General features: G+C 74.2%; 21 protein-coding genes. 13 read left to right on the top strand and 8 right to left on the bottom strand.

The genetic code is table 11. From position 1 onward, the window contains the following. The first annotated feature begins 31 nt into the window (after window positions 1-31). Complete coding sequence (locus JOF36_RS21540; RefSeq protein ID WP_372447456.1) at window positions 32-460, top strand: PH domain-containing protein; 429 nt, start codon at window positions 32-34, stop codon at window positions 458-460. A 25-nt stretch (window positions 461-485) separates the two neighbouring features. On the opposite strand, the gene JOF36_RS21535 is transcribed toward JOF36_RS21540, so the two are convergent. After that, complete coding sequence (locus tag JOF36_RS21535; RefSeq protein WP_210030142.1) at window positions 486-1,268, bottom strand: DUF2786 domain-containing protein; 783 nt, start codon at window positions 1,266-1,268, stop codon at window positions 486-488. Between the two features lie 176 nt (window positions 1,269-1,444). On the opposite strand from JOF36_RS21535, the gene uvrC reads away from it, so the two are divergent. The 12 genes from uvrC to JOF36_RS21475 all read left to right on the top strand — a co-directional run bounded on the left by uvrC (window position 1,445) and on the right by JOF36_RS21475 (window position 13,391). Further along, window positions 1,445-3,439, top strand: a complete 1,995-nt coding sequence (gene uvrC, locus JOF36_RS21530) for an excinuclease ABC subunit UvrC (RefSeq protein WP_210030140.1) — start codon at window positions 1,445-1,447, stop codon at window positions 3,437-3,439. Next, complete coding sequence (rapZ, locus tag JOF36_RS21525; protein ID WP_210030138.1) at window positions 3,439-4,341, top strand: RNase adapter RapZ; 903 nt, start codon at window positions 3,439-3,441, stop codon at window positions 4,339-4,341. The genes uvrC and rapZ overlap by 1 nt, the downstream gene beginning before the upstream one ends. After that, on the top strand, window positions 4,338-5,405 hold the full coding sequence (locus JOF36_RS21520) for a gluconeogenesis factor YvcK family protein (protein WP_210030135.1): 1,068 nt from the start codon (window positions 4,338-4,340) through the stop codon (window positions 5,403-5,405). The genes rapZ and JOF36_RS21520 overlap by 4 nt, the downstream gene beginning before the upstream one ends. Beyond that, a complete protein-coding gene (whiA, locus tag JOF36_RS21515) occupies window positions 5,396-6,388 on the top strand; it encodes a DNA-binding protein WhiA (protein ID WP_210030132.1) in 993 nt (330 codons plus the stop codon). The genes JOF36_RS21520 and whiA overlap by 10 nt, the downstream gene beginning before the upstream one ends. A gap of 60 nt (window positions 6,389-6,448) precedes the next feature. After that, a complete protein-coding gene (locus JOF36_RS21510) occupies window positions 6,449-7,270 on the top strand; it encodes a hypothetical protein (protein ID WP_210030124.1) in 822 nt (273 codons plus the stop codon). Between the two features lie 227 nt (window positions 7,271-7,497). Next, window positions 7,498-8,511, top strand: coding sequence for a type I glyceraldehyde-3-phosphate dehydrogenase (gene gap / locus JOF36_RS21505; protein WP_210030121.1), 1,014 nt, complete (start codon window positions 7,498-7,500; stop codon window positions 8,509-8,511). Next, window positions 8,508-9,698: a phosphoglycerate kinase gene (locus tag JOF36_RS21500; RefSeq protein ID WP_210030119.1), complete on the top strand. Its 1,191-nt coding sequence runs from the start codon at window positions 8,508-8,510 to the stop codon at window positions 9,696-9,698. The genes gap and JOF36_RS21500 overlap by 4 nt, the downstream gene beginning before the upstream one ends. After that, complete coding sequence (gene tpiA / locus JOF36_RS21495; protein WP_210030117.1) at window positions 9,695-10,480, top strand: triose-phosphate isomerase; 786 nt, start codon at window positions 9,695-9,697, stop codon at window positions 10,478-10,480. The genes JOF36_RS21500 and tpiA overlap by 4 nt, the downstream gene beginning before the upstream one ends. Before the next feature lie 149 nt (window positions 10,481-10,629). After that, window positions 10,630-10,863 carry a preprotein translocase subunit SecG gene (gene secG / locus JOF36_RS21490; RefSeq protein ID WP_210030109.1) on the top strand — a complete coding sequence of 78 codons (234 nt, stop codon included), beginning with the start codon at window positions 10,630-10,632 and terminating at the stop codon, window positions 10,861-10,863. A gap of 33 nt (window positions 10,864-10,896) precedes the next feature. Continuing rightward, window positions 10,897-11,238 carry an RNA polymerase-binding protein RbpA gene (locus tag JOF36_RS21485; protein ID WP_210030107.1) on the top strand — a complete coding sequence of 114 codons (342 nt, stop codon included), beginning with the start codon at window positions 10,897-10,899 and terminating at the stop codon, window positions 11,236-11,238. 111 nt (window positions 11,239-11,349) lie between these two features. Then, window positions 11,350-12,099 (top strand): class I SAM-dependent methyltransferase, encoded by a 750-nt coding sequence (locus tag JOF36_RS21480; protein ID WP_307862510.1) that lies wholly within the window; start codon window positions 11,350-11,352, stop codon window positions 12,097-12,099. 32 nt (window positions 12,100-12,131) lie between these two features. Continuing rightward, a complete protein-coding gene (locus tag JOF36_RS21475) occupies window positions 12,132-13,391 on the top strand; it encodes a TrpB-like pyridoxal phosphate-dependent enzyme (RefSeq protein ID WP_210030105.1) in 1,260 nt (419 codons plus the stop codon). A 15-nt stretch (window positions 13,392-13,406) separates the two neighbouring features. Here the strand turns inward: JOF36_RS21475 and JOF36_RS21470 are convergent, their stop codons facing one another. The 7 genes from JOF36_RS21470 to JOF36_RS21440 all read right to left on the bottom strand — a co-directional run bounded on the left by JOF36_RS21470 (window position 13,407) and on the right by JOF36_RS21440 (window position 21,606). Next, complete coding sequence (locus JOF36_RS21470; RefSeq protein ID WP_210030103.1) at window positions 13,407-13,811, bottom strand: DoxX family protein; 405 nt, start codon at window positions 13,809-13,811, stop codon at window positions 13,407-13,409. 96 nt (window positions 13,812-13,907) lie between these two features. Further along, window positions 13,908-15,140 carry a patatin-like phospholipase family protein gene (locus tag JOF36_RS21465; protein ID WP_210030101.1) on the bottom strand — a complete coding sequence of 411 codons (1,233 nt, stop codon included), beginning with the start codon at window positions 15,138-15,140 and terminating at the stop codon, window positions 13,908-13,910. Window positions 15,141-15,270: 130 nt separating this feature from the next. Next, the gene (purT, locus tag JOF36_RS21460; RefSeq protein ID WP_210030099.1) at window positions 15,271-16,452 is read right to left on the bottom strand and encodes a formate-dependent phosphoribosylglycinamide formyltransferase; all 1,182 of its coding nucleotides are present in this window, start codon (window positions 16,450-16,452) and stop codon (window positions 15,271-15,273) included. A 111-nt stretch (window positions 16,453-16,563) separates the two neighbouring features. After that, complete coding sequence (gene pgl, locus JOF36_RS21455) at window positions 16,564-17,346, bottom strand: 6-phosphogluconolactonase (RefSeq protein WP_210030097.1); 783 nt, start codon at window positions 17,344-17,346, stop codon at window positions 16,564-16,566. Further along, window positions 17,343-18,287, bottom strand: a complete 945-nt coding sequence (gene opcA / locus JOF36_RS21450) for a glucose-6-phosphate dehydrogenase assembly protein OpcA (protein WP_210030095.1) — start codon at window positions 18,285-18,287, stop codon at window positions 17,343-17,345. The genes pgl and opcA overlap by 4 nt, the downstream gene beginning before the upstream one ends. A gap of 46 nt (window positions 18,288-18,333) precedes the next feature. Continuing rightward, on the bottom strand, window positions 18,334-19,875 hold the full coding sequence (zwf, locus tag JOF36_RS21445) for a glucose-6-phosphate dehydrogenase (RefSeq protein ID WP_210030093.1): 1,542 nt from the start codon (window positions 19,873-19,875) through the stop codon (window positions 18,334-18,336). A gap of 45 nt (window positions 19,876-19,920) precedes the next feature. After that, window positions 19,921-21,606 (bottom strand): hypothetical protein, encoded by a 1,686-nt coding sequence (locus tag JOF36_RS21440; protein ID WP_210030091.1) that lies wholly within the window; start codon window positions 21,604-21,606, stop codon window positions 19,921-19,923. Window positions 21,607-21,620 lie beyond the last annotated feature (14 nt).

Genomic DNA, 21,620 nt, shown 5'->3' with positions numbered 1-21,620 from the left:
ATCGCAGCCGGCCGGCCCCGGCCCGGAGGCGGTGACCCTGCGCCCGCGCGCTCTGCTGATCACCGCGTGGGCGTGCGCTGCCGCGATCATGATCTTCTTCGCGGTCGTCGCCTACCTGATGCCCGCCGAGGACACCGGAGTGATCTTCCGGCCGGTCGACCAGGCGGCGATGATGGTGATCGGCGCGTTCGTGGCAGGCGGCCTGCTGCTGATGGCCCGCCCGCGCGTGCGGGCCGACCGGGGCGGGATCCAGGTGCGCAACGTGCTGACCACGCGCTGGTTCCCGTGGGACGAGGTGGTCGGCGTCTCCTTCCCGGACGGGGCCTCCTCGGCCCGCCTGGAGCTGCCCGACGACGAGTACCACCCGGTGCTCGCCGTCCAGGCGGTCGACCGGGGACTCGCCGTCCGCGGTGTCCGGACCCTGCGCGACCTGCACGCCGCCGCGGCCGGCGGTAGCTGACCCGCTCCGGGGCCGGGTCACCGGCTCACCGGTCCAGCTCGGCCGCACGGCCCCGCCCGTCCAGGCGGGAACCACCCAGGTCCGCCCGGTCCGCGGCGATCGCGCCGTGCCGGTAGCCGGATCCGGAGACCTGGGGCCTGCGCGCCCGGCGCAGGTCGCCGAACTCGTCGTCGTAGGCGCGGTCCACCTCCTTGCCGCGGTCGGCCAGCACCAGCTCGACCGACGGCGCACCGGCCGCGCGGGTGGTCGCCACCTCGGACACCGCCTCCTGCTCGGCCGCCAGCAGCCGCTGGTGGACCCGGGCGGCGAAGCCGTAGATCCAGGACCGCCGGTAGGCGGCGACCGACTCCCGCGGATCCGGTGGCCGCACCGAGCCCAGCTGCGCCGAGGCCTGCAACAGCAGTGAGGTGTACAGGAGCTCCGCCCGCTCGCGGTCCGACGCGTACCCGAACACGGTCACCGCGGCGACCCTCCCGGCCCGGGGGTCGTGCATGATCCACCGGCACCGCAGCGCCGAGGAGATCCAGCCCAGCAGCCGGGCCTTCGCCCCGCTGTAGGGGTCGTCGATGTCGATCCGCACCTGGCCGATCGGGTCGGTCCGCGGGGGACCGGTCGCGGCGAGCAGCGCCTCGTCCACGCCGTGGCGCGCCATGAGCTCGACGGCCTTGTCGGTGTAGATCTCGGCCTCGTCCGGTGTCCCGGCCCGCTCCGCCTTCGCCAGCAGCTTGCGGATCCGGTCCAGCCGGGCCTCGGGGACGGCCGCCTCGCCCGGGGCGGTGCCGAACTCGATGTCGTGCGTGGTGCTCATGGCTTCTCCTCGGAGGGTCCGGCGGTCGAACTCGTGTTCGAGGGAAGTCCTACCGGAGGGGCCCGACAGTTCCCGCCCGGGGCGTACCCCGCATTCACTACACCCCGCTCGGGGCGCTCGGGCCGACCGGGGGCGGAGCGGGCGTGTCGGTGGCCGGATCTACCCTGGGAGGCACCATGGCCGACCCGAGCACCTACCGTCCGGCGACCGGGACGATCCCGGAGTCGCCGGGGGTATACCGGTTCTCCGACCCGCGTGGCCGGGTGATCTACGTCGGCAAGGCCAAGAGCCTGCGCCAGCGGCTGAACTCCTACTTCGCCGACCTGTCGGGCCTGCACCCGCGTACCCGGCAGATGGTGACCACCGCGGCGAAGGTCGAGTGGACCGTCGTCGGCACCGAGGTCGAGGCACTCCAGCTCGAGTACAACTGGATCAAGGAGTACGACCCGCGGTTCAACGTCCGGTACCGGGACGACAAGTCCTATCCCGTGCTCGCCGCGACGATGCACGAGGAGTACCCGCGGCTGCACGTCTACCGGGGGCCCCGCAAGAAGGGCGTCCGCTACTTCGGCCCGTACGCGCACGCCTGGGCGATCCGGGAGACCCTCGACCTGCTCCTGCGGGTCTTCCCGGCCCGTACCTGCTCCTCCGGGGTGTTCAAGCGGCACCGTCAGATCGGCCGCCCCTGCCTGCTCGGCTACATCGACAAGTGCTCGGCGCCGTGCGTCGGGAAGGTCACCGCGGACGAGCACCGTGACATCGTCGAGGGTTTCTCCGACTTCCTCTCCGGCCGTACCGACCGGATGGTGCGCCACCTGGAGCGCGAGATGGCCGAGGCGTCGCAGAACCTGGAGTTCGAGCGTGCCGCCCGCCTGCGCGACGACCTCGGCGCGCTGCGCCGCGCGCTGGAGAAACAGGCCGTCGTGCTGGGTGACGGGACCGACGCCGACGTCGTCGCCTTCGCCGAGGACGAGCTGGAGGCCGCGGTGCAGGTGTTCCACGTGCGCGGCGGCCGGGTCCGCGGCCAGCGCGGATGGGTGATCGACAAGGTCGAGCCCACCGACACCGAGCAGCTCGTCGAGCGGTTCGTCTCGCAGTTCTACGGCGAGCAGCACGCGCTGGCCGGCGCCGCCGACGACGCCGTGCAGCCGGTGCCGAAGGAGATCCTCGTCCCGGTGCTGCCCGCGGACGGCCCGGCACTCGAGCGCTGGCTGAGCGGGCTGCGCGGGTCGAAGGTCGGGCTGCGCGTGCCGCAGCGGGGCGACAAGAAGGACCTGGCCGAGACCGTCGCGCGCAACGCCAGGGAGGCCTTCGTCCAGCACAAGCTGCGCCGCGCCGGGGACCTCACCGCCCGGTCGGCGGCACTGCAGGAGATCCAGGAGAACCTGGATCTGGACCAGGCGCCGCTGCGGATCGAGTGCATCGACGTCAGCCACGTGCAGGGCACGGACGTCGTCGCCTCCCTGGTCGTGTTCGAGGACGGGCTGGCCCGCAAGTCCGAGTACCGCCGCTTCGAGATCCGGGGGACGGCAGAGGGCGGCCACAGCGACGTCGCCTCGATCGCCCAGGTCGTCCGGCGCCGGTTCAAGCGCTACCTGGCCGAGACCGCCGACGACCCGGCACCCGGCACCGGGTCCGGCGAGGTCGCGCCCGGTGACACGGTCCGTACCGGGATCGACCCGGAGACCGGGCGGCCGAAGAAGTTCGCCTACCCGCCGAACCTGCTCGTCGTCGACGGCGCCAAGCCGCAGGTCGACGCGGCCGCGGCCGAGCTCGCCGAGCTCGGGATCACCGACGTCGCGGTCTGCGGGCTCGCCAAGCGGCTCGAGGAAGTCTGGCTCCCGGACGACGACGACCCGGTCATCCTGTCCCGGACGAGCGAGGGGCTGTACCTGCTGCAACGGGTGCGGGACGAGGCACACCGCTTCGCCATCACCTATCACCGGCAGCGTCGTTCCCAGGGCATGACGACATCGGCGCTGGACGGCGTGCCCGGGCTCGGCCCGGCCCGCAAGCAGGCGTTGCTCAAGCACTTCGGCTCGGTCCGCAAGCTGCGCGCCGCCGGGGTGGAGGAGATCGCCGGGCTGCCCGGCTTCGGGCCGCGGACCGCCGAGACGGTGGTCGCGGCGTTGCAGGGCGGTTCCGGGGCACCGACCGAGGGGGGACAGTGATGACGAGGGCGGATACGGGAGAGCAGGGCAGCGGGCCGGGGATCGAGGTCGCGGTCGTCAGCGGCCTGTCCGGCGCGGGCCGCAGCACGGCGGCCAAGGTGCTGGAGGACCTCGGCTGGTTCGTCGTCGACAACCTGCCGCCGGAGCTGATCGCCACGATGGTCGAGCTCGGCTCGCGGGCCCGTGGCGAGGTCACCCGGATCGCGGTCGTGATGGACGTGCGGTCCCGGGCGTTCACCGACGACCTGGGCGCGGTGATCAAGGATCTGGACAGCCGTGGCTACCGGCCGAAGCTGCTGTTCCTGGAGGCGTCCGACGCGGTGCTGGTGCGCCGGTTCGAGCAGAACCGCCGGTCGCACCCGCTGCAGGGCGCCGGCCGGATCACCGACGGGCTGAACGCCGAACGCGAGGTGCTGCGCCCGCTGCGCGAGGACGCCGACCTGGTGGTCGACACCTCGAACCTGTCCGTGCACGACCTGCGCGCCCGGATCGAGGGCGTGTTCGCGGGTGAGCACGCGCACGCGGCCACCCGGATCACGGTGCTGTCCTTCGGCTACAAGTACGGGCTGCCCCTGGACTCCGACCTGGTCGTCGACGTCCGGTTCCTGCCCAACCCGCACTGGATCCCGGAGCTGCGCGAGTTCACCGGGCGCGACAGCGAGGTCAGCGACTACGTGCTGTCCCAGGAGGGCGCCGAGGAGTTCGTCGAGCGCTACCTGGAGCTGCTCGACCTGGTCGGCGCCGGCTACCGGCGGGAGGGCAAGCGCTACCTGACCGTCGCCGTCGGCTGCACCGGTGGGAAGCACCGCTCGGTGGCGATCTCCGAGGAGCTGGGCAGGCGGCTGGCCGGGCGGCCGGGTGTCCAGGTCAACGTCGGGCACCGGGACATGGGGCGCGAATGACCGAGCCCGCGACAGCGTCCCCGTCGCCGCTGCGCGTCGTGGCGCTGGGCGGTGGGCACGGCCTGCACGCCACCCTGACCGCGCTGCGCCGCTGCCCGGCGGTCGGCGGGATCACCGCCGTCGTGACCGTCGCCGACGACGGCGGCTCCTCGGGCCGGCTGCGGCGCGAGCTCGGCCTGCTGCCACCGGGGGACCTGCGGATGGCGCTGGCGGCACTGGCCGCCGACGACGAGGACGGCCGGTTCTGGTCCGGCCTGGTCCAGCACCGTTTCGGCGGCAACGGGGCGCTCGCCGGCCACGCGCTGGGGAACCTGCTGCTCGCCGGGCTGCTGGAACGCGGCGGCGACCCGGTCCAGGCGCTGGAGACGGTCGGCGGCCTGCTCGGCTGCGCCGGACGGGTGCTGCCGATGGCCCGGGTGCCGCTGGACATCGAGGCGGAGGTCGCCATCGACGGCCTCGACCACGCGCACCGGATCCGTGGCCAGGTCGCGGTCGCGTCCACCCCGGGACGGGTGCGACGCGTGTGGCTGCGGCCCGAGAACCCGCCGGCCTGCGACGAGGCCGTCCGGGCGGTCCTGGACGCCGACGTCGTCCTCCTCGGTCCGGGGTCGTGGTTCACCAGCGTGCTGCCGCACCTGCTCGTGCCGGGCCTGCGCGACGCGCTGCTGGCGACCGCCGCGGCCCGCGTGGTGCTGCTCAACCTGGCCCCGGAGCCGGGGGAGACCGCCGGATTCTCACCCGAGCAACACCTTGAAGTACTGTCCGGTCACGCGCCCTCCCTGCGGGCGCACGCCGTTCTGGCCGACACCGGGTCGGTACCCCTGCCGGACCGGTTGCACGCGGCCGCGGCCGACCTGCTGGTCCCCGGCGGGAGGGTGTGGCTCGCCGATGTCGCCGACGTCCACGCGGCGACACCCCGGCACGACCCGAATGCACTGGCCGGTGCCCTGCTCGACGTGTTCGACGCTCTCGGCCCGGCCGGGAGCGCGGACGGTGGTGCCGGGTCGGCACCGGTGACGGACCAGCACAGCCCGCAGCGCGGAAGGAGCCCGCAATGGCCATGACCGCCACGGTGAAGGACGAGCTGAGCCGGCTCACCGTCACCAAGCAGTCGTCGCGTCGCGCCGAGGTCGCCTCGTTGCTGCGCTTCGCCGGCGGGCTGCACATCGTGGGCGGCCGCGTCGTCATCGAGGCGGAGGTCGACACCGGCTCGGTGGCCCGCAGGCTCCGTCGCGAGATCCACGAGCTCTACGGCCACACCGCCGACGCGCACGTGATCACCGCGGGCGGGCTGCGCCGCAGCGCCCGGTACGTGATCCGGGTGATCCGCGACGGCGAGGGCCTCGCCCGACAGACCGGGCTGCTCGACAACCGCGGGCGCCCGGTGCGCGGGCTGCCGCCGCCCGTCGTCTCCGGGGACCTGTCCGACGCCGAGGCCGCCTGGCGCGGTGCGTTCCTGGCGCACGGGTCGCTGACCGAGCCCGGCCGCAGCTCCGCCCTGGAGGTGACCTGCCCGGGCCCGGAGGCCGCGCTGGCACTGGTCGGTGCGGCGCGGCGGCTCGGGGTGGCGGCGAAGGCCCGTGAGGTGCGCGGCGCGGACCGGGTCGTCGTCCGCGACGGTGACGCGATCGGCGCGCTGCTGACCCGGATGGGCGCGCACCAGAGCGTGCTGTCCTGGGAGGAGCGGCGGATGCGCCGCGAGGTCCGGGCCACCGCCAACCGGCTCGCGAACTTCGACGACGCGAACCTGCGCCGCTCGGCACGGGCCGCTGTCGCGGCCGCGGCCCGGGTGTCGCGCGCGCTGGAGATCCTCGGCGACGAGGTGCCCGAGCACCTGCGCGCGGCCGGGAGCCTGCGGGCCGAACACACCCAGGCCTCCCTGGAGGAGCTGGGTCAGCTCGCGGACCCGCCGATGACCAAGGACGCCGTCGCGGGCCGGATCCGCAGGCTGCTGCAGACGGCCGACAAGAAGGCCGCCGAACTGGGGATCCCGGACACCGAGTCCGCGGTGACCGCGGAGATGCTGGAGGAGCCCGACGGGCAGTGACCGCGACGGTGATCACACCCCGTCACGGGCCCGGTGCGCACGGTCGGGCATGATGCCGCCGTGACAAACCCGGGATCCACGCTCCTCGCCGTTCATCTCGATCGATCCAGCATGCTGCGCCCGCTGCTCCCCGCCCTGCGCACCGGCCTCGCTGACCTGCTCGACGCCCACGCCGCCGAGCCGGGGGAGCTGCAGGTCGTGCTGTCGACCGGCACCGACCTGACCCGCCAGCTGCCCGACGGCTCGCACCCGCCGGCCGTGCCGGTGAGCGCGGCCGAGGCGCGCGCCGCACTGCCCGCGAGGCTGCGCGCGCTCGACGGACCGGACCTGCGCATCGGCGCCGCCCGCCTGCTCGACGCGGTCGGGGACGAGCTCGCCGCGCGGGACGAGACCGACCGTCCCGAGCGCGTCGTCGTCCTGCTCGTGGGCGAGGCCGCGGTCGGCGACACCACCGAGGCGCGCGAGCGCATCACGCACCAGCAGGCGGAGTACGCCTGGGAGTTCGGGCTCGTCGACATCACCAGCGGGGGGATCCCGGCCGCGCGGCGTTCGGTTCCGGCCGACGCCGCCGAGGTGGGCGCGGAGCAGGCCGGGACCGCCGAGGGCGAGAGCGAGGGCCACGCCGGCGCCGTCGCACTCGCCGAGGCACCGGACCCGACCGCCGCGGCCGCCCGGTTCGGGGTCCCGGCGAGCGCGACGATCACCGCGGGCCCCGGCGCCGAGGGCGTCACCGCCGCGCTGGCCGCCGCGTCGTCGTTCGTCTCCCGGGCTCGCGCCGCCGCCCCGCGCGGGCCGGTCGAGGGCTTCTCCGCCGACGAGCGCGCCGCCGCCGACGTCGCCGACACCCGTCCCGGCTGGCGCAGGCTCCTGCGCATCGCCTGAGCCGCCGCCGGGCGCCCGGGGCCGCCCGATCGGTTCCGGGCCCGGAGGGCGGCGCAGGTCACGGGGTGCGCGGGGTCCCCGGCGCGCGACGCGCCGATAGGGTGGCGGCCGAGCACGGCACGCGGCCGCTCCCCGACGGCGGAGAGGCCGCGATCGACCTGCCACACCCGCCGCCGGGACCCGGCGTGCCGGGGAGACGACACGCACGACGAGCCCATGGAGGCACTGTGACGGTCCGCGTAGGAGTCAACGGCTTCGGCCGCATCGGCCGGAACTTCTGGCGGGCGGTCGATGCCCAGCGCGCCGCCGGAACCACCGACATCGAGATCGTCGCGGTGAACGACATCACCGACAACGCGACGCTCGCGAACCTGCTCAAGTACGACTCGATCCTGGGCCGGCTGCCCTACGAGGTGACGACCTCCGACGACGAGATCCTGGTCGACGGCAAGGGCTTCAAGGCCCTGGCCGTCCGCGACCCCGCCGAGCTGCCCTGGAAGGACCTGGGCGTCGACGTGGTGGTCGAGTCGACCGGGATCTTCACCAAGCGCGACGGCGCGGCCAAGCACCTCGAGGCCGGCGCGAAGAAGGTCGTCATCTCGGCCCCGGCGACCGACGAGGACATCACCATCGTCAAGGGCGTCAACGACGGTGACTACGACGGCTCGCAGAACATCGTCTCGAACGCGTCCTGCACCACCAACTGCCTGGGCCCGATGGCGAAGGTGCTCGACGACGCGGCCGGGATCGAGCACGGTCTGATGACCACGATCCACGCCTACACCCAGGACCAGAACCTGCAGGACGGCCCGCACAAGGACCCGCGCCGTGCCCGGGCCGCCGCGCTGAACGTCATCCCGACCACCACCGGCGCCGCGAAGGCGATCGGCCTGGTCCTGCCGCACCTGCAGGGCAAGCTCGACGGCTACTCGCTGCGGGTGCCGGTGCCGACCGGCTCGATCACCGACCTGGTCGCCGAGGTCAAGCGGGAGATCAGCGCCGAGGAGGTCAACGCGGCGTTCAAGGCCGCCGCCGACGGCCCGCTCAAGGGCATCCTCAAGTACACCGAGGACCCGATCGTGTCCTCGGACATCGTGACCGACCCGCACTCCTGCATCCTCGACGCCAGCCTGACCAAGGTCATGGGCAAGCAGGTCAAGATCTTCGGCTGGTACGACAACGAGTGGGGCTACTCGAACCGCCTCGTCGACATCACCGGGCTGGTGGCGTCGAAGCTGTGAGGACCCTCGACGACCTCCTTGTCGATGGGGCCGAGGGCGTGCAGGGCCGGACCGTGCTGGTCCGGTCCGACCTGAACGTTCCCCTCGACGACGACCGGAACATCACCGACGACGGCCGTATCCGCGCCTCGGTACCGACCATCTCGGCGCTGTCCGGGGCGGGCGCGCAGGTCGTCGTGACCGCGCACCTGGGCCGCCCGAAGAACGGCCCGGAGGACCGGTTCTCGCTGGCCCCCGCGGCCGAGCGGCTCGGTGAGCTGCTCGGTGCCCCGGTCCGGCTGGTGGAGCACGGCAAGCCGCTGCCGAACATGGCCGCCGGCGACGTGGTGATGCTGGAGAACATCCGGTTCGACCCCCGCGAGACCAGCAAGGACGACGCCGAGCGCGGCGCGTTCGCCGACGAGCTCGTCTCCCTGGTGGGCGACGGCGCGGCGTTCGTCTCCGACGGGTTCGGCGTGGTGCACCGCAAGCAGGCGTCGGTCTACGACGTCGCCCAGCGGCTCGACGCCTACGCCGGCGGGCTCGTGCTGTCCGAGGTCGAGGTGCTCCGCACCCTCACCGGGCAGCCGCAGCGGCCCTACGCGGTCGTGCTCGGCGGGTCCAAGGTCTCGGACAAGCTGGCCGTGATCGAGGCACTGCTGCCGAAGGTCGACACCCTGCTGGTCGGCGGCGGGATGTGCTTCACCTTCCTCGCCGCGCAGGGGCACGGCGTCGGCTCGTCGCTGCTGGAGTCCGACCAGATCGAGGGCTGCCGCAGGCTCCTGGAGTCCGGGAAGATCGTCCTGCCGACCGACGTGGTGGTCGCCGACGCGTTCTCCGCCGACGCGAACACCCGCACGGTGCCCGTGGACGGCATCGAGGACGGTTGGCTCGGCCTCGACATCGGCCCGGAGTCGGTGCGGGAGTTCGCCGCGCGGATCGAGGACGCGAAGACGATCTTCTGGAACGGGCCGATGGGCGTGTTCGAGCTGGCGCCGTTCGCCGAGGGCACCCGCGGCGTGGCGCAGGCCGTCGCCGACTCCGGAGCCTTCTCCGTCGTCGGCGGTGGCGACTCGGCGGCCGCGGTGCGGGCGCTGGGCATCGGCGAGGACGGTTTCTCGCACATCTCCACCGGCGGGGGTGCCTCGCTCGAGTTCCTCGAGGGCGCGACCCTGCCGGGCGTCGCCGTACTGGAGGGAGAGGCATGAGCAGGAAACCGCTGATCGCCGGCAACTGGAAGATGAACCTCAACCACCTCGAGGCGCTCGCGGTGGTGCAGAAGCTGGCCTTCGCGCTGCCGGAGCGGTACTTCGACAAGGTCGAGGTCGCGGTCCTGCCGCCGTTCACCGACATCCGCAGCGTCCAGACGCTCATCGACGGTGACAAGCTCAAGGTCGTGCACGGGGCGCAGGACCTGTCCCCGCACGACTCGGGGGCCTACACCGGCGACGTGTCCGGGCCGATGCTCGCGAAGCTCGGCTGCCGCTACGTCGTCGTCGGGCACTCGGAGCGCCGGGAGGTCCACGGCGAGGACGACGGGGTCGTCAACGCGAAGGTGCGGGCCGCGCTCAAGCACGGGATCACCCCGATCCTGTGCGTCGGCGAGGGCCTGGCGGTCCGCGAGGCCGGCACCCACGTGCAGCACTGCACCGACCAGCTCCGCGGGGCTTGTGCGAAGGTCACCGCGGAGCAGGCGGCCGGGATCGTGCTCGCCTACGAGCCGGTCTGGGCGATCGGCACCGGCAAGGTGGCGGGCGCCTCGGACGCGCAGGAGGTCTGCGCCGCGCTGCGGCAGACCCTGCGGGAGCTCCACGGGGACGAGGTCGCCGCGGGCGCCCGGATCCTCTACGGCGGCTCGGTGAAGTCGTCGAACGTCGCGGAGATCGTCGCGCAGTCCGACGTGGACGGTGCGCTGGTCGGTGGCGCCAGCCTGGACGCCGAGGAGTTCGCGAAGCTCTCGGCGATCGCCGCGGGCGGCCCGCTGCCGTAACACCGCACCCGCATCACGACTCGAGGAGCTGTCGTCCGGTACCGGACCGCAGCTCCTCGAGTCGTCTGTGGGAGGGGTGTGGCGAGGCGGGCGCGGTGAGCGGAGTATCCTCGGCACTCCGGCGAGCGACCGCAGATTGGGAATTGCCCGTGATCCTGACCCTGCAGATCATCCTCATCGTGACCAGCTTGATGCTGATCGCGATGGTCCTGCTGCAACGCAGCAAGGGCGGGGGGCTGACCAGTCTTTTCGGTGGCGGCGTGCAGTCGAGCCTGTCCGGTTCGGCGGCCGCCGACCGCAACATCGCTCGCTACACCGTCTTCGTCGGGCTGATCTGGTTCATCGCGGTCGTCGGCAACGGCCTGATGCTGGTCAACGCCTGACGGGCGACAGGGCGAGCGAGAGGGGACACCGCTATGGCTGGTGGCAACGCGATCCGCGGCACCCGAGTCGGGGCCGGTCCGATGGGGGAGTCCGAGCGCGGTGAGACCGCTGCCCGCGAGCGGATCCCCTTCTACTGCGCGAACGGGCACACCAACAACACCTGGTTCGCCGCGGAGGCCGAGGTCCCGGAGACCTGGGACTGCCCGCGCTGCGGCCTGCCCGGCGGGCGGGACTCGGCGAACCCACCGGCCGCGCCGCGCACCGAGCCGTACAAGACGCACCTGGCGTACGTGAAGGAGCGGCGCAGCGACGCCGACGGCGAGGCCATCCTGGAGGAGGCCCTCGTCCGTCTGCGGGCCTCGCGGGAGCTGTAGATCCGGGGCACGCAGATCCGCAGCCCGCGCATCCTGCTGCGCCGCGTCCGCCACCGGGCCGGGCGCCTGCTCGACGACGCCCTGGCCCGGCACTCGGCCGCCCAGACCGCGGTGCTGCGGGCCGAGCTCGCCGCGCTGCGCGACGAGCTGGACGCCCGCGTCCGCGGCGAGGCCGACCGGGTGATCGCCGAGATCCGTGCGGTGGAGGTCCGCGACCGCCGTGACACGCTCGCCGCGGGGGAGCGGGAGGCCGTGGCCGGCAGTGCCCGGTTCGTCCGGGAACATCTTGCCGACGCGGTCGCGCTGCCCGGCCCGTCGGCCACCCTGGAGTACGCCCTCGGGCAGGCGCCGTCCGGCGGGATGGCGCTGGAGTTCGGCGTCTACCGCGGGGACACCCTGCGGGCGATCGCCGCGCACCGGGGCGACGGCCGGGTGCACGGCTTCGACACCTTCACCGGCCTGCCGGAGACCTGGCGGCCGGGGTTCCCGGCCGGCGCCTTCGACGACGTCGGGGAGCTGCCCGAGGTTCCGGGCGCCGAGCTGGTCGCCGGCCTGTTCGACGACACCGTCGACCGCTTCCTCGCCGCGCACCCCGGCCCGGTCGACTTCCTGCACGTCGACTCGGACCTGTACTCCTCGGCCCGCACCGTGCTGGAGGCCGTCGGCCCCCGGCTGCGCCCCGGCAGCATCGTGCTGTTCGACGAGTTCTTCAACTTCCCCGGCTGGGAGCGGCACGAGGCCCGGGCGTGGTGGGAGTACGCCGAGAAGCACGGGGTGCGCCACGACTACGTCTGCTACACCCACGACAACGAGCAGGTGGCCGTCCGGATCGACGACGCGGGGACCGCGCCCCCCTCGTGACGGACGGCACGCCCCAGATAGGTTCCCAGGTCATGACCCGCTGGACGCTGCCCCCGGAGCAGATCCCCTCCGCCTGGTTCAACATCGTTCCGCACCTGACGACCCCGCCGCAGCCGCCGCTGCACCCGGGGACCCGGGAGCCGGTGGGTCCCGACGACCTCGCGCCGCTGTTCCCGATGTCGCTGATCGAGCAGGAGGTCAGCACCGAGCCGTGGATCGACGTCCCCGGTGAGGTGCTCGACATCCTGAAGCTGTGGCGGCCCACCCCGCTGGTGCGGGCGACCCGGCTGGAGAAGGCGCTCGGCACGCCCGCGCGGATCTACTTCAAGGACGAGTCGGTCTCGCCGTCCGGCAGTCACAAGACCAACACCGCGGTGGCGCAGGCGTTCTACAACGCCCGGGAGGGCACCGGCCGGCTCACCACCGAGACCGGCGCCGGTCAGTGGGGCACCGCCCTCGCGTTCGCCTCGGCCCAGTTCGACCTGGAGCTGAAGGTCTACATGGTGCGGGCCTCGTACGAGCAGAAGCCGTACCGCCGCGTCGCGATCGAGACCTGGGGCGGCGCGGTCGTCCCGTCCCCGGTGGACGAGCCGGACCAGCCCGGCTCGCTCGGATCGGCGATCTCCGACGCGGTCCGTGACTGCGTCGGCCGCGACGACACCCACTACGCGCTGGGCTCGTTGCTCAACCACGTGCTGCTGCACCAGACGGTGATCGGCCTGGAGGCCAAGGAGCAGCTCGCGGTGGCCGGGGAGCGGTTGCCCGACGTCGTCGTCGCGCCCTGCGGCGGTGGCTCCAACCTCGGCGGGATCGCCTTCCCGTTCGTGCCGGACCCCGACGTCCGGCTGCTCGCCGTCGAGCCGCTGTCCTGCCCGACCCTGACCCAGGGGCGCTACGACTACGACTTCGGCGACACCGCGGGCCTCACCCCGCTGATGCCGATGTACACCCTGGGCCACGACTTCGTGCCGCCGTCGATCCATGCCGGCGGGCTGCGCTACCACGGCGACTCGCCGCTGGTGTCGTCGCTGGTGAAGGACGGCCGGATGGAGGCCGTCGCGTACCCGCAGGGCAAGGTGTTCGAGGCGGCCGTCCAGTTCGCCAGGGCCGAGGGGAAGATCCCCGCCCCGGAGTGCAGCCACGCCATCGCCGCGACGATCGACGAGGCACTCGCGGCGAAGGAGACCGGCGAGGAGAAGGTCATCCTGTTCAACTACAGCGGGCACGGGTTCCTCGATCTCGCCGCGTACGACGACTACAACAACGGGCGGCTCACCGACGAGATGGGCTGAGCCGCCCGACCACGCTCAGCGGCGGACCGACCGGAGCAGCGCGGCGGTGTCGTGGCGGCGGAACCACGCGACCACGCACACCAGGACCAGGGTCACCGCCGGGAACGCGACCATCGCCGGGAACAGGACCGCGGTCACGGTCGTCGCGCCGATCATCAGCACGATCTGGCAGGCCGCGGCCAGTCCGCACAGCCGCGGGACGAGCAGCGCGACGGCCCCGGCGAGCTCCAGCCACCCGACGACGATCATCCCGGGTATCCCCAGGCCCAGTAGGTCGAATCCGGCGACGGCGATCGGGTCGCCGGTCACCTTGGGCAGCGCCGCCATCACGAAGACGCCGGCGAGCAGGACCTGCAGGACCCAGAGCGCGACGGTCCCGGCGACCGGGCGCCGGCGGGGGGTGGTGGACGTGGTGGTCATGGTGGGTTCCTCCCCGAGGGGCGGTCCTTCCGAACGGGGCCGCCGTCAGCAGTACCGACCGCCGGTCCCGCCGGGAGTCATCGCCGCCGCCCGGGTTCACCCGGTCGGCCCACCACCGCCCAGCGGGAGCGAACGGCGCCGTGCGGCACGGGCCGGGACGTCCGGGGCGACCGCCGCCGACGCGTGGGCCGCACCGAGGGCGGCGGCGGCCGAGGCGAAGGCCGGGTCGAAGAACAGGAAGCTCAGCAGCTCCGAGCCGTGGGTGCGGTCGACGTCCGGGACCGCACCGCCGACCAGGCGTTCCAGCACCGCCAGCGACGGGTTGCGCAGCGCCCGCAGCCCGCTGTACTCGGTGCGGCGGACCTCGTCGGCCAGGTCCGCGAGCTCGGTGGCCCGGTCCGCGGGCGGGCCCGCGAACCAGGTCCCGATCCGGGTGTGCCGCTCGTCGGTGCCCCGCCGGACGAGCTCGTTCACCGCGCGCAGCGTGCGCAGGTCCTCGGTGACCCCGGCGCCCAGCACGATCCGCAGCGCGAGCGCGGCGACGGCGTAGACGTCCGGGGTCCGTTCCGCGGGTACGGCGGCGTCCGGGACCGGCACCGCGGGGGTGGTCGCGACGACGCCGAGCCGCTGCGCCCCGAGCCGCAGCGCGGGCTTCAGCGGGGTGTTGAGCCGGACGCCGCCGTCGAGGTACCAGCCGTCGTCGAGGCGGCGCGGGGAGAACAGCACCGGGACCGCGGCGGACGCGAGCAGGTGGTCGGGGGTGAGCCGGGCGTCGACGTAGCGGATGTCGCGGCCCGGGTCGTACGGCGGCAGCGGCACGCCCGGGCCGCGCTCGACGAACACGACCGTCCCGCCGGTCCCGGCCGACGTGGCGGCGACCCCGACGGCGTCGACCGGGCCGCGGGCGATCGCGTGGTGCAGCCGGTCCCAGTCGACGACGCGCTCGACGACCGGGCGGAGCCGTTCCGCGTCGAGCAGCCGGGTCACCCGGCCCGGCAGACCCACCGCGCGACGCAGCCGGGACCCGACGCCGAGCAGGTCACCGGCGTAGGCGATCCCGGCCTGCAGGGCCGACGAGGGCAGCGCGATCACCTCGTCGGTCCGCACCGACTCCCAGCGGGACACGAGCTCGGCCGTCGCCTCCTCCGGGCCGGTCCCGGACAGGCCGGCGAGCGCGGCCACGTTCAGCGCGCCGGCACTCGTCCCGACCAGGATCGACGGGGCGGACCAGGTGCGGGTGAGGCGGGGGAGCAGCTCGGTGAGTGCCCCCGCCTCGTACGCGCCGCGGGCACCGGCGCCCGCCACCACGAGTCCCGTGCGCCCGGCCATCGCCCACCTCCGGCTCCGACGCTACCCGCGGTACGCGGTCCCCAGCGCCGCCGTGTCGAGCGTGCCGTGGGTGGCGACGAGGACATCGGCGACGAGGACCTCGGCGACCGCGGGCGGGCGACCCGGGCCCTCAGCCGCGCGGGACCGGGTGCACGAGTCCGGCCGCCCGCGTCGCGCGGTCGCGGGCGCTCCCGACGTCGTCGGCGTATGCGACGGCGACGCCCATCCGGCGGCGCGCGGTCGCGTCCGGCTTGCCGAACAGCCGCAGGTCCGCACCCTCGACGGCGAGCGCGTCGGCGACGCCGGTGTAGTCGGGGGCGTCGATGTCCTGCCCGCCGTAGATCACCGCGGACGCCCCGGGCGAGCGCAGCGCGGTGTCGACCGGCAGGCCGAGCACGGCGCGGGCATGCAGCTCGAACTCCGAGAGCCGCTGGGTGGCGAGGGTGACCAGGCCGGTGTCGTGCGGGCGCGGGCTGACCTCGGAGAACAGCACCTCGTCGCCGCGGACGAACAGCTCCACCCCGAAGACCCCGCGTCCGCCGAGGGCGTCGGTGGCCCGCTCGGCGACGTCCCGGGCGGCGGCCAGCGCGGCGTCGGACATCGGCTGCGGCTGCCAGGACTCGACGTAGTCGCCGTCGGACTGGCGGTGCCCGATCGGCTCGCAGAAGGAGGTGCCGCCGGCGTGCCGCACGGTGAGCAGGGTGATCTCGTAGTCGAACTCGACGAAGCCCTCGACGATGACCCGCGGGTTCGCCACCCGGCCCGCGGTGCGGGCGTGCTCCCAGGCGTCCTCGCTGTCCTCGACCGAGCGCAGCGTCGACTGCCCCTTGCCCGACGACGACATCACCGGCTTCAGCACGCACGGCAGGCCGACCTTCTCGACCCCCGCACGGACCTCGTCGAGGGTGTCCGCGAAGACGTACGGCGAGGTCGGCAGTCCCAGCTCCTCGGCGGCGAGGCGCCGGATGCCCTCCCGGTCCATGGTCAGCTTCGCCGCCCGGGCGGTCGGCACCACGGTGGTGCCCGCGGCCTCGACCTCCACCAGCGCGTTGGTCGCGAGCGCCTCGATCTCCGGAATGACCAGGTCGGGCGCTTCCTGCTCGATGAGGGTGGCGAGCGTGACGGGGTCGGTCATGTCGATCGCGTGCCAGCGGTGCGCGACCTGGTGGGCCGGCGCGTGCGGGTAGCGGTCGACCGCGACCACCTCGACGCCGAGGCGCTGGAAGGCGATCGCGACCTCCTTGCCCAGCTCCCCCGAGCCGAGCAGCAGCACACGGGTGGGGGCAGGTCCGAGCGGGGTGCCGAGGCGCATGGGCCGGACCCTAACCGGGGCGGGGCGGCGCCCGGCCAGGGAACGGGCGGCACGTCACACGACCGTTCGCGGAACGGTCCTGCACCGGCACAGAACGGTGTATCGGGCCGGTCAGGTACACCTCGGCCGGAGCTCGGCCGGGAGCCGGGCCGCGGCCTCGGTGTCGAGCAGCCATCGGGTCACCTCGGTGCCCCGGGCCCCGGCGACCGGCAGCTCGGTCTCCGGTGTGCCGGTGAGCGCACCCGCGACCGCGGGGGCCTTGCCCGCCCCGGCGGCGACCACCCACACCTCGCGGGAGCGGCGCGCCGCGGCGAGGGTCAGCGAGATCCGGGTCGGCGGCGGCTTCGGGCAGTCGAACACCGCGACGACACCGGCGGCCTGCTCGTGCACGGCGGGGGAGTCCGGGAACACCGACAGGGTGTGCCCTTCCTCGCCCATCCCGACCAGGGTGACGTCGAAGGCGGGGATCGGGCCGTCCGGGCCCGCCTGGTCGGCGAGCACCGTCGCGTAGTCCTCGGCGGCCGACCGCGCCTCGTCGGCGGTGCCGCCGTCGGCCGGGGCGGCCGGCATCGGGTGCACCCGCGCCGGGTCGAGCGGGACCCGGTCCAGCAGGGCCTCGTGGGCCTGCTTCTCGTTGCGCTCGGCGTCGTCGGCCGGGACGAACCGCTCGTCGCCCCAGAACACGTCGACCGCCCCCCAGTCGACCGCGTCGCGGGCGGGCGAGGAGGCGACGTCGCGCAGCAGCGCGATGCCGACCCCGCCGCCGGTCAGCACGACCCTCGGCACGACCCCGCGCGCCTGCAGGTCCGCCAGCGTGGTGATCAGCCGGGCCGCGGTGGCCGCGGCCAGGACGTTCTTGTCCGGGTGGACGGCGATCTGGACGTTCACGTTCACACCTTCACCGGGGTTCGGCCGCGGGTCACCTGGGACAACCCGAGCAGGGCCTCGTGGTAGACCTCGTCCGGGTCGAGCCGGCGCAGCTCCTCGGCGAGGCAGTCCGACACCTCCCGGCGGGCCAGGGCGATGAGTCGTTCCGGCTGGCCGGGCTGGGTGAGCCGGGCGGTCCGGCCGTCCGGGCGGGCCAGCTCGACGTTGCCGGACGCGCGGACCAGGCGGACCAGCGACAGGCCGTGGGCGTGGGCCGACGGCGAGCGCTTCACCTTCACCCCGAGCGCGGCGGCCAGCCAGCCGGCGACCAGCTCGGTGGACGGCGAGATCGCCTCCCCGGCGACCACGACGGAGGTGACGTCCTCGTAGGGCGGCACGTCCAGCGCGGCCGCGAGCTGGGCCCGCCAGTGCGTCAGCCGGGTCCAGGTCAGGTCGGTGTCACCGGGGGCGTGGTCCCGGCGCCGCTGCTCGAAGGCCTTGGTCGGGTTCCGCGACGAGAGCGCGTCGGTGATCCGGCGCTGCGCGAGCCGCCCGACCGCGTCCTCCGACGGGCTCGCGGGCGCCTCGCTCGGCCACCAGGCGACGACCGGGGCGTCGGGGAGCAGCAGCGGCATCACCATGCCGGCGCCGGCGTCCTCCTCGGCGAGCGCGCCGTAACCGCGCAGCACGATCACCTCGCTGGCGCCGGCGTCGCCGCCGACCCGGATCTGGGCGTCGAGGCGGGGCGAGGCGCGGCGCTGGCCGCGGGCCAGCACGATGACTCGGCACGGGTGCTCGCGGCTGGCGGCGTTGGCGGCGTCGATCGAGCGCTCGAGGCCCGGGCCGTCGTCGGTGACGACGACCAGCGTGAGCACCCGGCCGAGTGCGAACACGCCACCGGACTCGCGCAGCTCGACGAGCTTGCGGTTGACCGCCGAGGTGTTGCTCGACGGGAGATCGATGATCATGAGAGACCTCGTGCGCGGTTGTCGTTGCCCGGACCGTGCTGACCACTCACGGGCGCCGCCAGTGCCGGCCGGTGCGCGCGAGCATCGCGGCGGACGAGTCGGGGCCCCAGGAGCCGGCCGGGTAGCCGTCCGGTCCGGTCGGGAGCTCCGCCCAGTGCTCGAGCACCGGGTCGAGGATCTCCCAGGACCGCTCGACCTCCTCGTTCACCGGGAACAGCGAGGGCTCGCCGAGCAGCACGTCCAGGATCAGCCGCTCGTAGGCCTCGGGGGAGGACTCGGTGAACGCGTTGCCGTAACCGAAGTCCATCGTGACGTCGCGGACCTCCATCTGGTTGCCGGGCACCTTGGAGCCGAACCGCATCGTCACCCCCTCGTCCGGTTGCACCCGGATGACCATCGCGTTCTGCCCCAGCTCCTCGGTCATCGTGGCGTCGAAGGGCAGGTGCGGGGCACGCTTGAACAGGACCGCGATCTCGGTGACGCGCCGGCCCAGGCGCTTGCCGGTGCGCAGGTAGAACGGCACGCCCGCCCAGCGGCGGTTCTCCACCTCGCAGGTGATGGCGGCGAAGGTCTCGGTGGTGGACTCGGGGTCGAACCCCTCCTCCTGGGCCAGACCGGGGACCTGCTCGCCGCCCTGCCAGCCGCCCTCGTACTGGCCGCGGGCGGTGGTCTCCTCCAGCGGGTGCGCCAGCTTGACCGCCTTGAGCACCTTGATCTTCTCGGCACGCAGCTCGTCGGAGGAGAACGACGTCGGCTCCTCCATCGCGGTGAAGGCGAGCAGCTGCAGCAGGTGGTTCTGGATGACGTCGCGGGCGGCACCGATGCCGTCGTAGTACCCGGCCCGGCCGCCCAGCCCGATGTCCTCGGCCATGGTGATCTGGACGTGGTCGACGTAGTTGGAGTTCCAGATCGGCTCGAACAGCTGGTTGGCGAACCGCAGCGCGAGCACGTTCTGCACGGTCTCCTTGCCGAGGTAGTGGTCGATGCGGAACACCGAGTCCTCGGGGAAGACCTCGTTGACGATCGCGTTCAGCTCCTTGGCCGAGGCCAGGTCGTGGCCGAACGGCTTCTCGATCACCACCCGGCGCCAGGTGTCGTCGTAGGAGCCGGACAGCCCGGAGCGGGACAGCTGCTTGCAGACCACCGGGAACGCCGACGGCGGCACGGACAGGTAGAACGCGTGGTTCCCGCCGGTGCCGCGCTTCTCGTCCAGCTCGCGGACGGTGCGCTCCAGCTCGTCGAAGGCGGCGTCGTCGTCGAAGCTGCCCTGGACGAAGCGCAGCCCCTCGGCGAGCCGGTCCCAGACCTCCTGGCGGAACGGCGTGCGCGCGTGCTCGCGCACCGCCTCGTACACGACCTGGCCGAAGTCCTCGTCGGCCCAGTCGCGGCGGGCGAAGCCGGTGAGCGCGAAGCCGGGCGGGAGCAGGCCGCGGTTGGCGAGGTCGTAGATCGCCGGCATCAGCTTCTTGCGGGCCAGGTCACCGGTGACCCCGAAGATCACCAGGCCGCAGGGGCCCGCGATCCGGGGGAGCCGCTTGTCGCGGGGATCGCGTAGCGGGTTGATCCGGCCGCCGTTCGCGGTGGGCATCGCTCCTCGCCTCTCATCTGCAGTATGGCCGTGTGTCGGTCCCGGTCAGTTCCCGACGGCGTGCGCCAGTGTGACCAGGCCGGTCAGCCGGTCGGTCAGGTGCAGCCGCAGCACCGGCCGCCCCCGCCGTCGCTGGTCGGAGACGACCGCACGGGCCTGCGCCGCGTGCAGGCTATCCATTCCGGAGGGTTCCGGCGCGGTACCCGCGCCCGGCGGTTCGGTCCCGTCCGGGTCGATGCCGCCACCGGTGAGGTGGCAGTGCGCGGCGCGGTCCGGTGCGCCGGTGTCGCCGCTTCGGCAGCCGGGCGCCCAGCCGAACGCCACCGGCAGCCCGAGACGTGCCGCGAGCGGGGCGCGCAGCACCCCGACCGAGGCGTCGGACTCGGGGTCCAGCCAGGCCGAGACGGCGAGATGGCCGCCGTCGTGGCGCACGGCGTCGGCGAGCGCGTCCAGCGCGTCCGCCACGGTGTCCACACCGGACGGGAGCCAGTCCCCACCGTGCACGGCGACGCCACCGTCGACGAAGGCCGGGACCTCCTCGGGTCCCTCGTGCGGGGCCGGCGGCGCCGGGGCGAACGGGTCGGTGCCGAGCACCCGTGCGGCCAGCGCGACCGCGACCTGCCACAGGACGATCGTCGCGCCGGGACCGGCGTCGGTGCGGACCGCGCCGTCACCGGCCCCCGGGACGACGCCGGTGCCGTCGGCGTGCACGTCGACCACGTCGGGTGGCGCGGTGCCCGCCTCGGACGCGTGGCCGCCGGCGGGCACGATCTCGTCCGGTGCGGCCGGGACCGCGACCAGCCCGGCGGCGGTCAGCAGCGGTGCGAGCCACGCGGTGACCGCGGGGGAGCGGACCTCGTCGCGCAGCGCCAGCACCGATCCGCGGGCCGCGGCCAGGCCACCGGCCAACAGCAGCGCGGGGTTGTCCGGGTCGTCCTCGGCGAGCGCCTGCTCGGCGGGCACGGCGCTCGCCAGCAGGCCCGCGACGTCGGCGCCGGCCAGCCCGGCGGGCACCAGGCCCAGCGGGCCGAGCGTGCCGAACCGGCCGGGGACGTCGGCGTCGAGGGTGATCACCACCACGCCGGTGTCACCGGACCCGCCCGCCCCGGGGGTGTCGAGCGGTGAGCCCGGCTCGGTGAGGTGCACGGTGCGGTCGGCGAGGACGTCCGGGCCGAGCTCGTCGGCGAGCACCGAGCACACCGCGTGCCGCACGGCGCCGACGACCGGATCGTCGCCCGCGGGGTCCGCGACCACCAGCACGGTCTCGTCGAGCTCCCCGGACAACGCCTCGGCCAGCTGCACCGGATCGGCCGAGTCGAGCGCGGTCAGCCGGGTCGTACCGGACGAGTGTGCGGCGACGACCCGGGTGACGGCGACGGCGTCCGGGGTGCCCACGAGCAGCACCCGGTGCGCACCGGCGACCGCGAACCGCTCGCGCAGCGCGGCGATCTGCCCGGCGAGCGGACGGGACCGGCCGGCCAGGCCCGTCCAGCCGGTGCCCGCGCGGGCGGCTCCGGACGCCGCGGCCGGCGCCCACACGCTGGGGTCGCCGTCGGCGAGGCGGGACGCGACCGTCTCGTCGGCCAGCTCGGCGGCGATGCGCCGGGCCGCGCCGGTGAACGGCTCACCGGCGAGCAGCACCCGCACCGGGACGGGTGCCGCGCCGGAACGTCCGCCGGCGGCGGCGGAGCCGAGATCGGCCCCGTCGCCACCGGGTGTGTTGTCGGCCAACTACTTCTGCGCCG

The sequence above is a fragment of the Pseudonocardia parietis genome, from assembly GCF_017876315.1.
Classification (GTDB): Bacteria; Actinomycetota; Actinomycetes; order Mycobacteriales; family Pseudonocardiaceae; genus Pseudonocardia; species Pseudonocardia parietis.
This window is presented reverse-complemented; position numbering and strand designations above follow the sequence as displayed.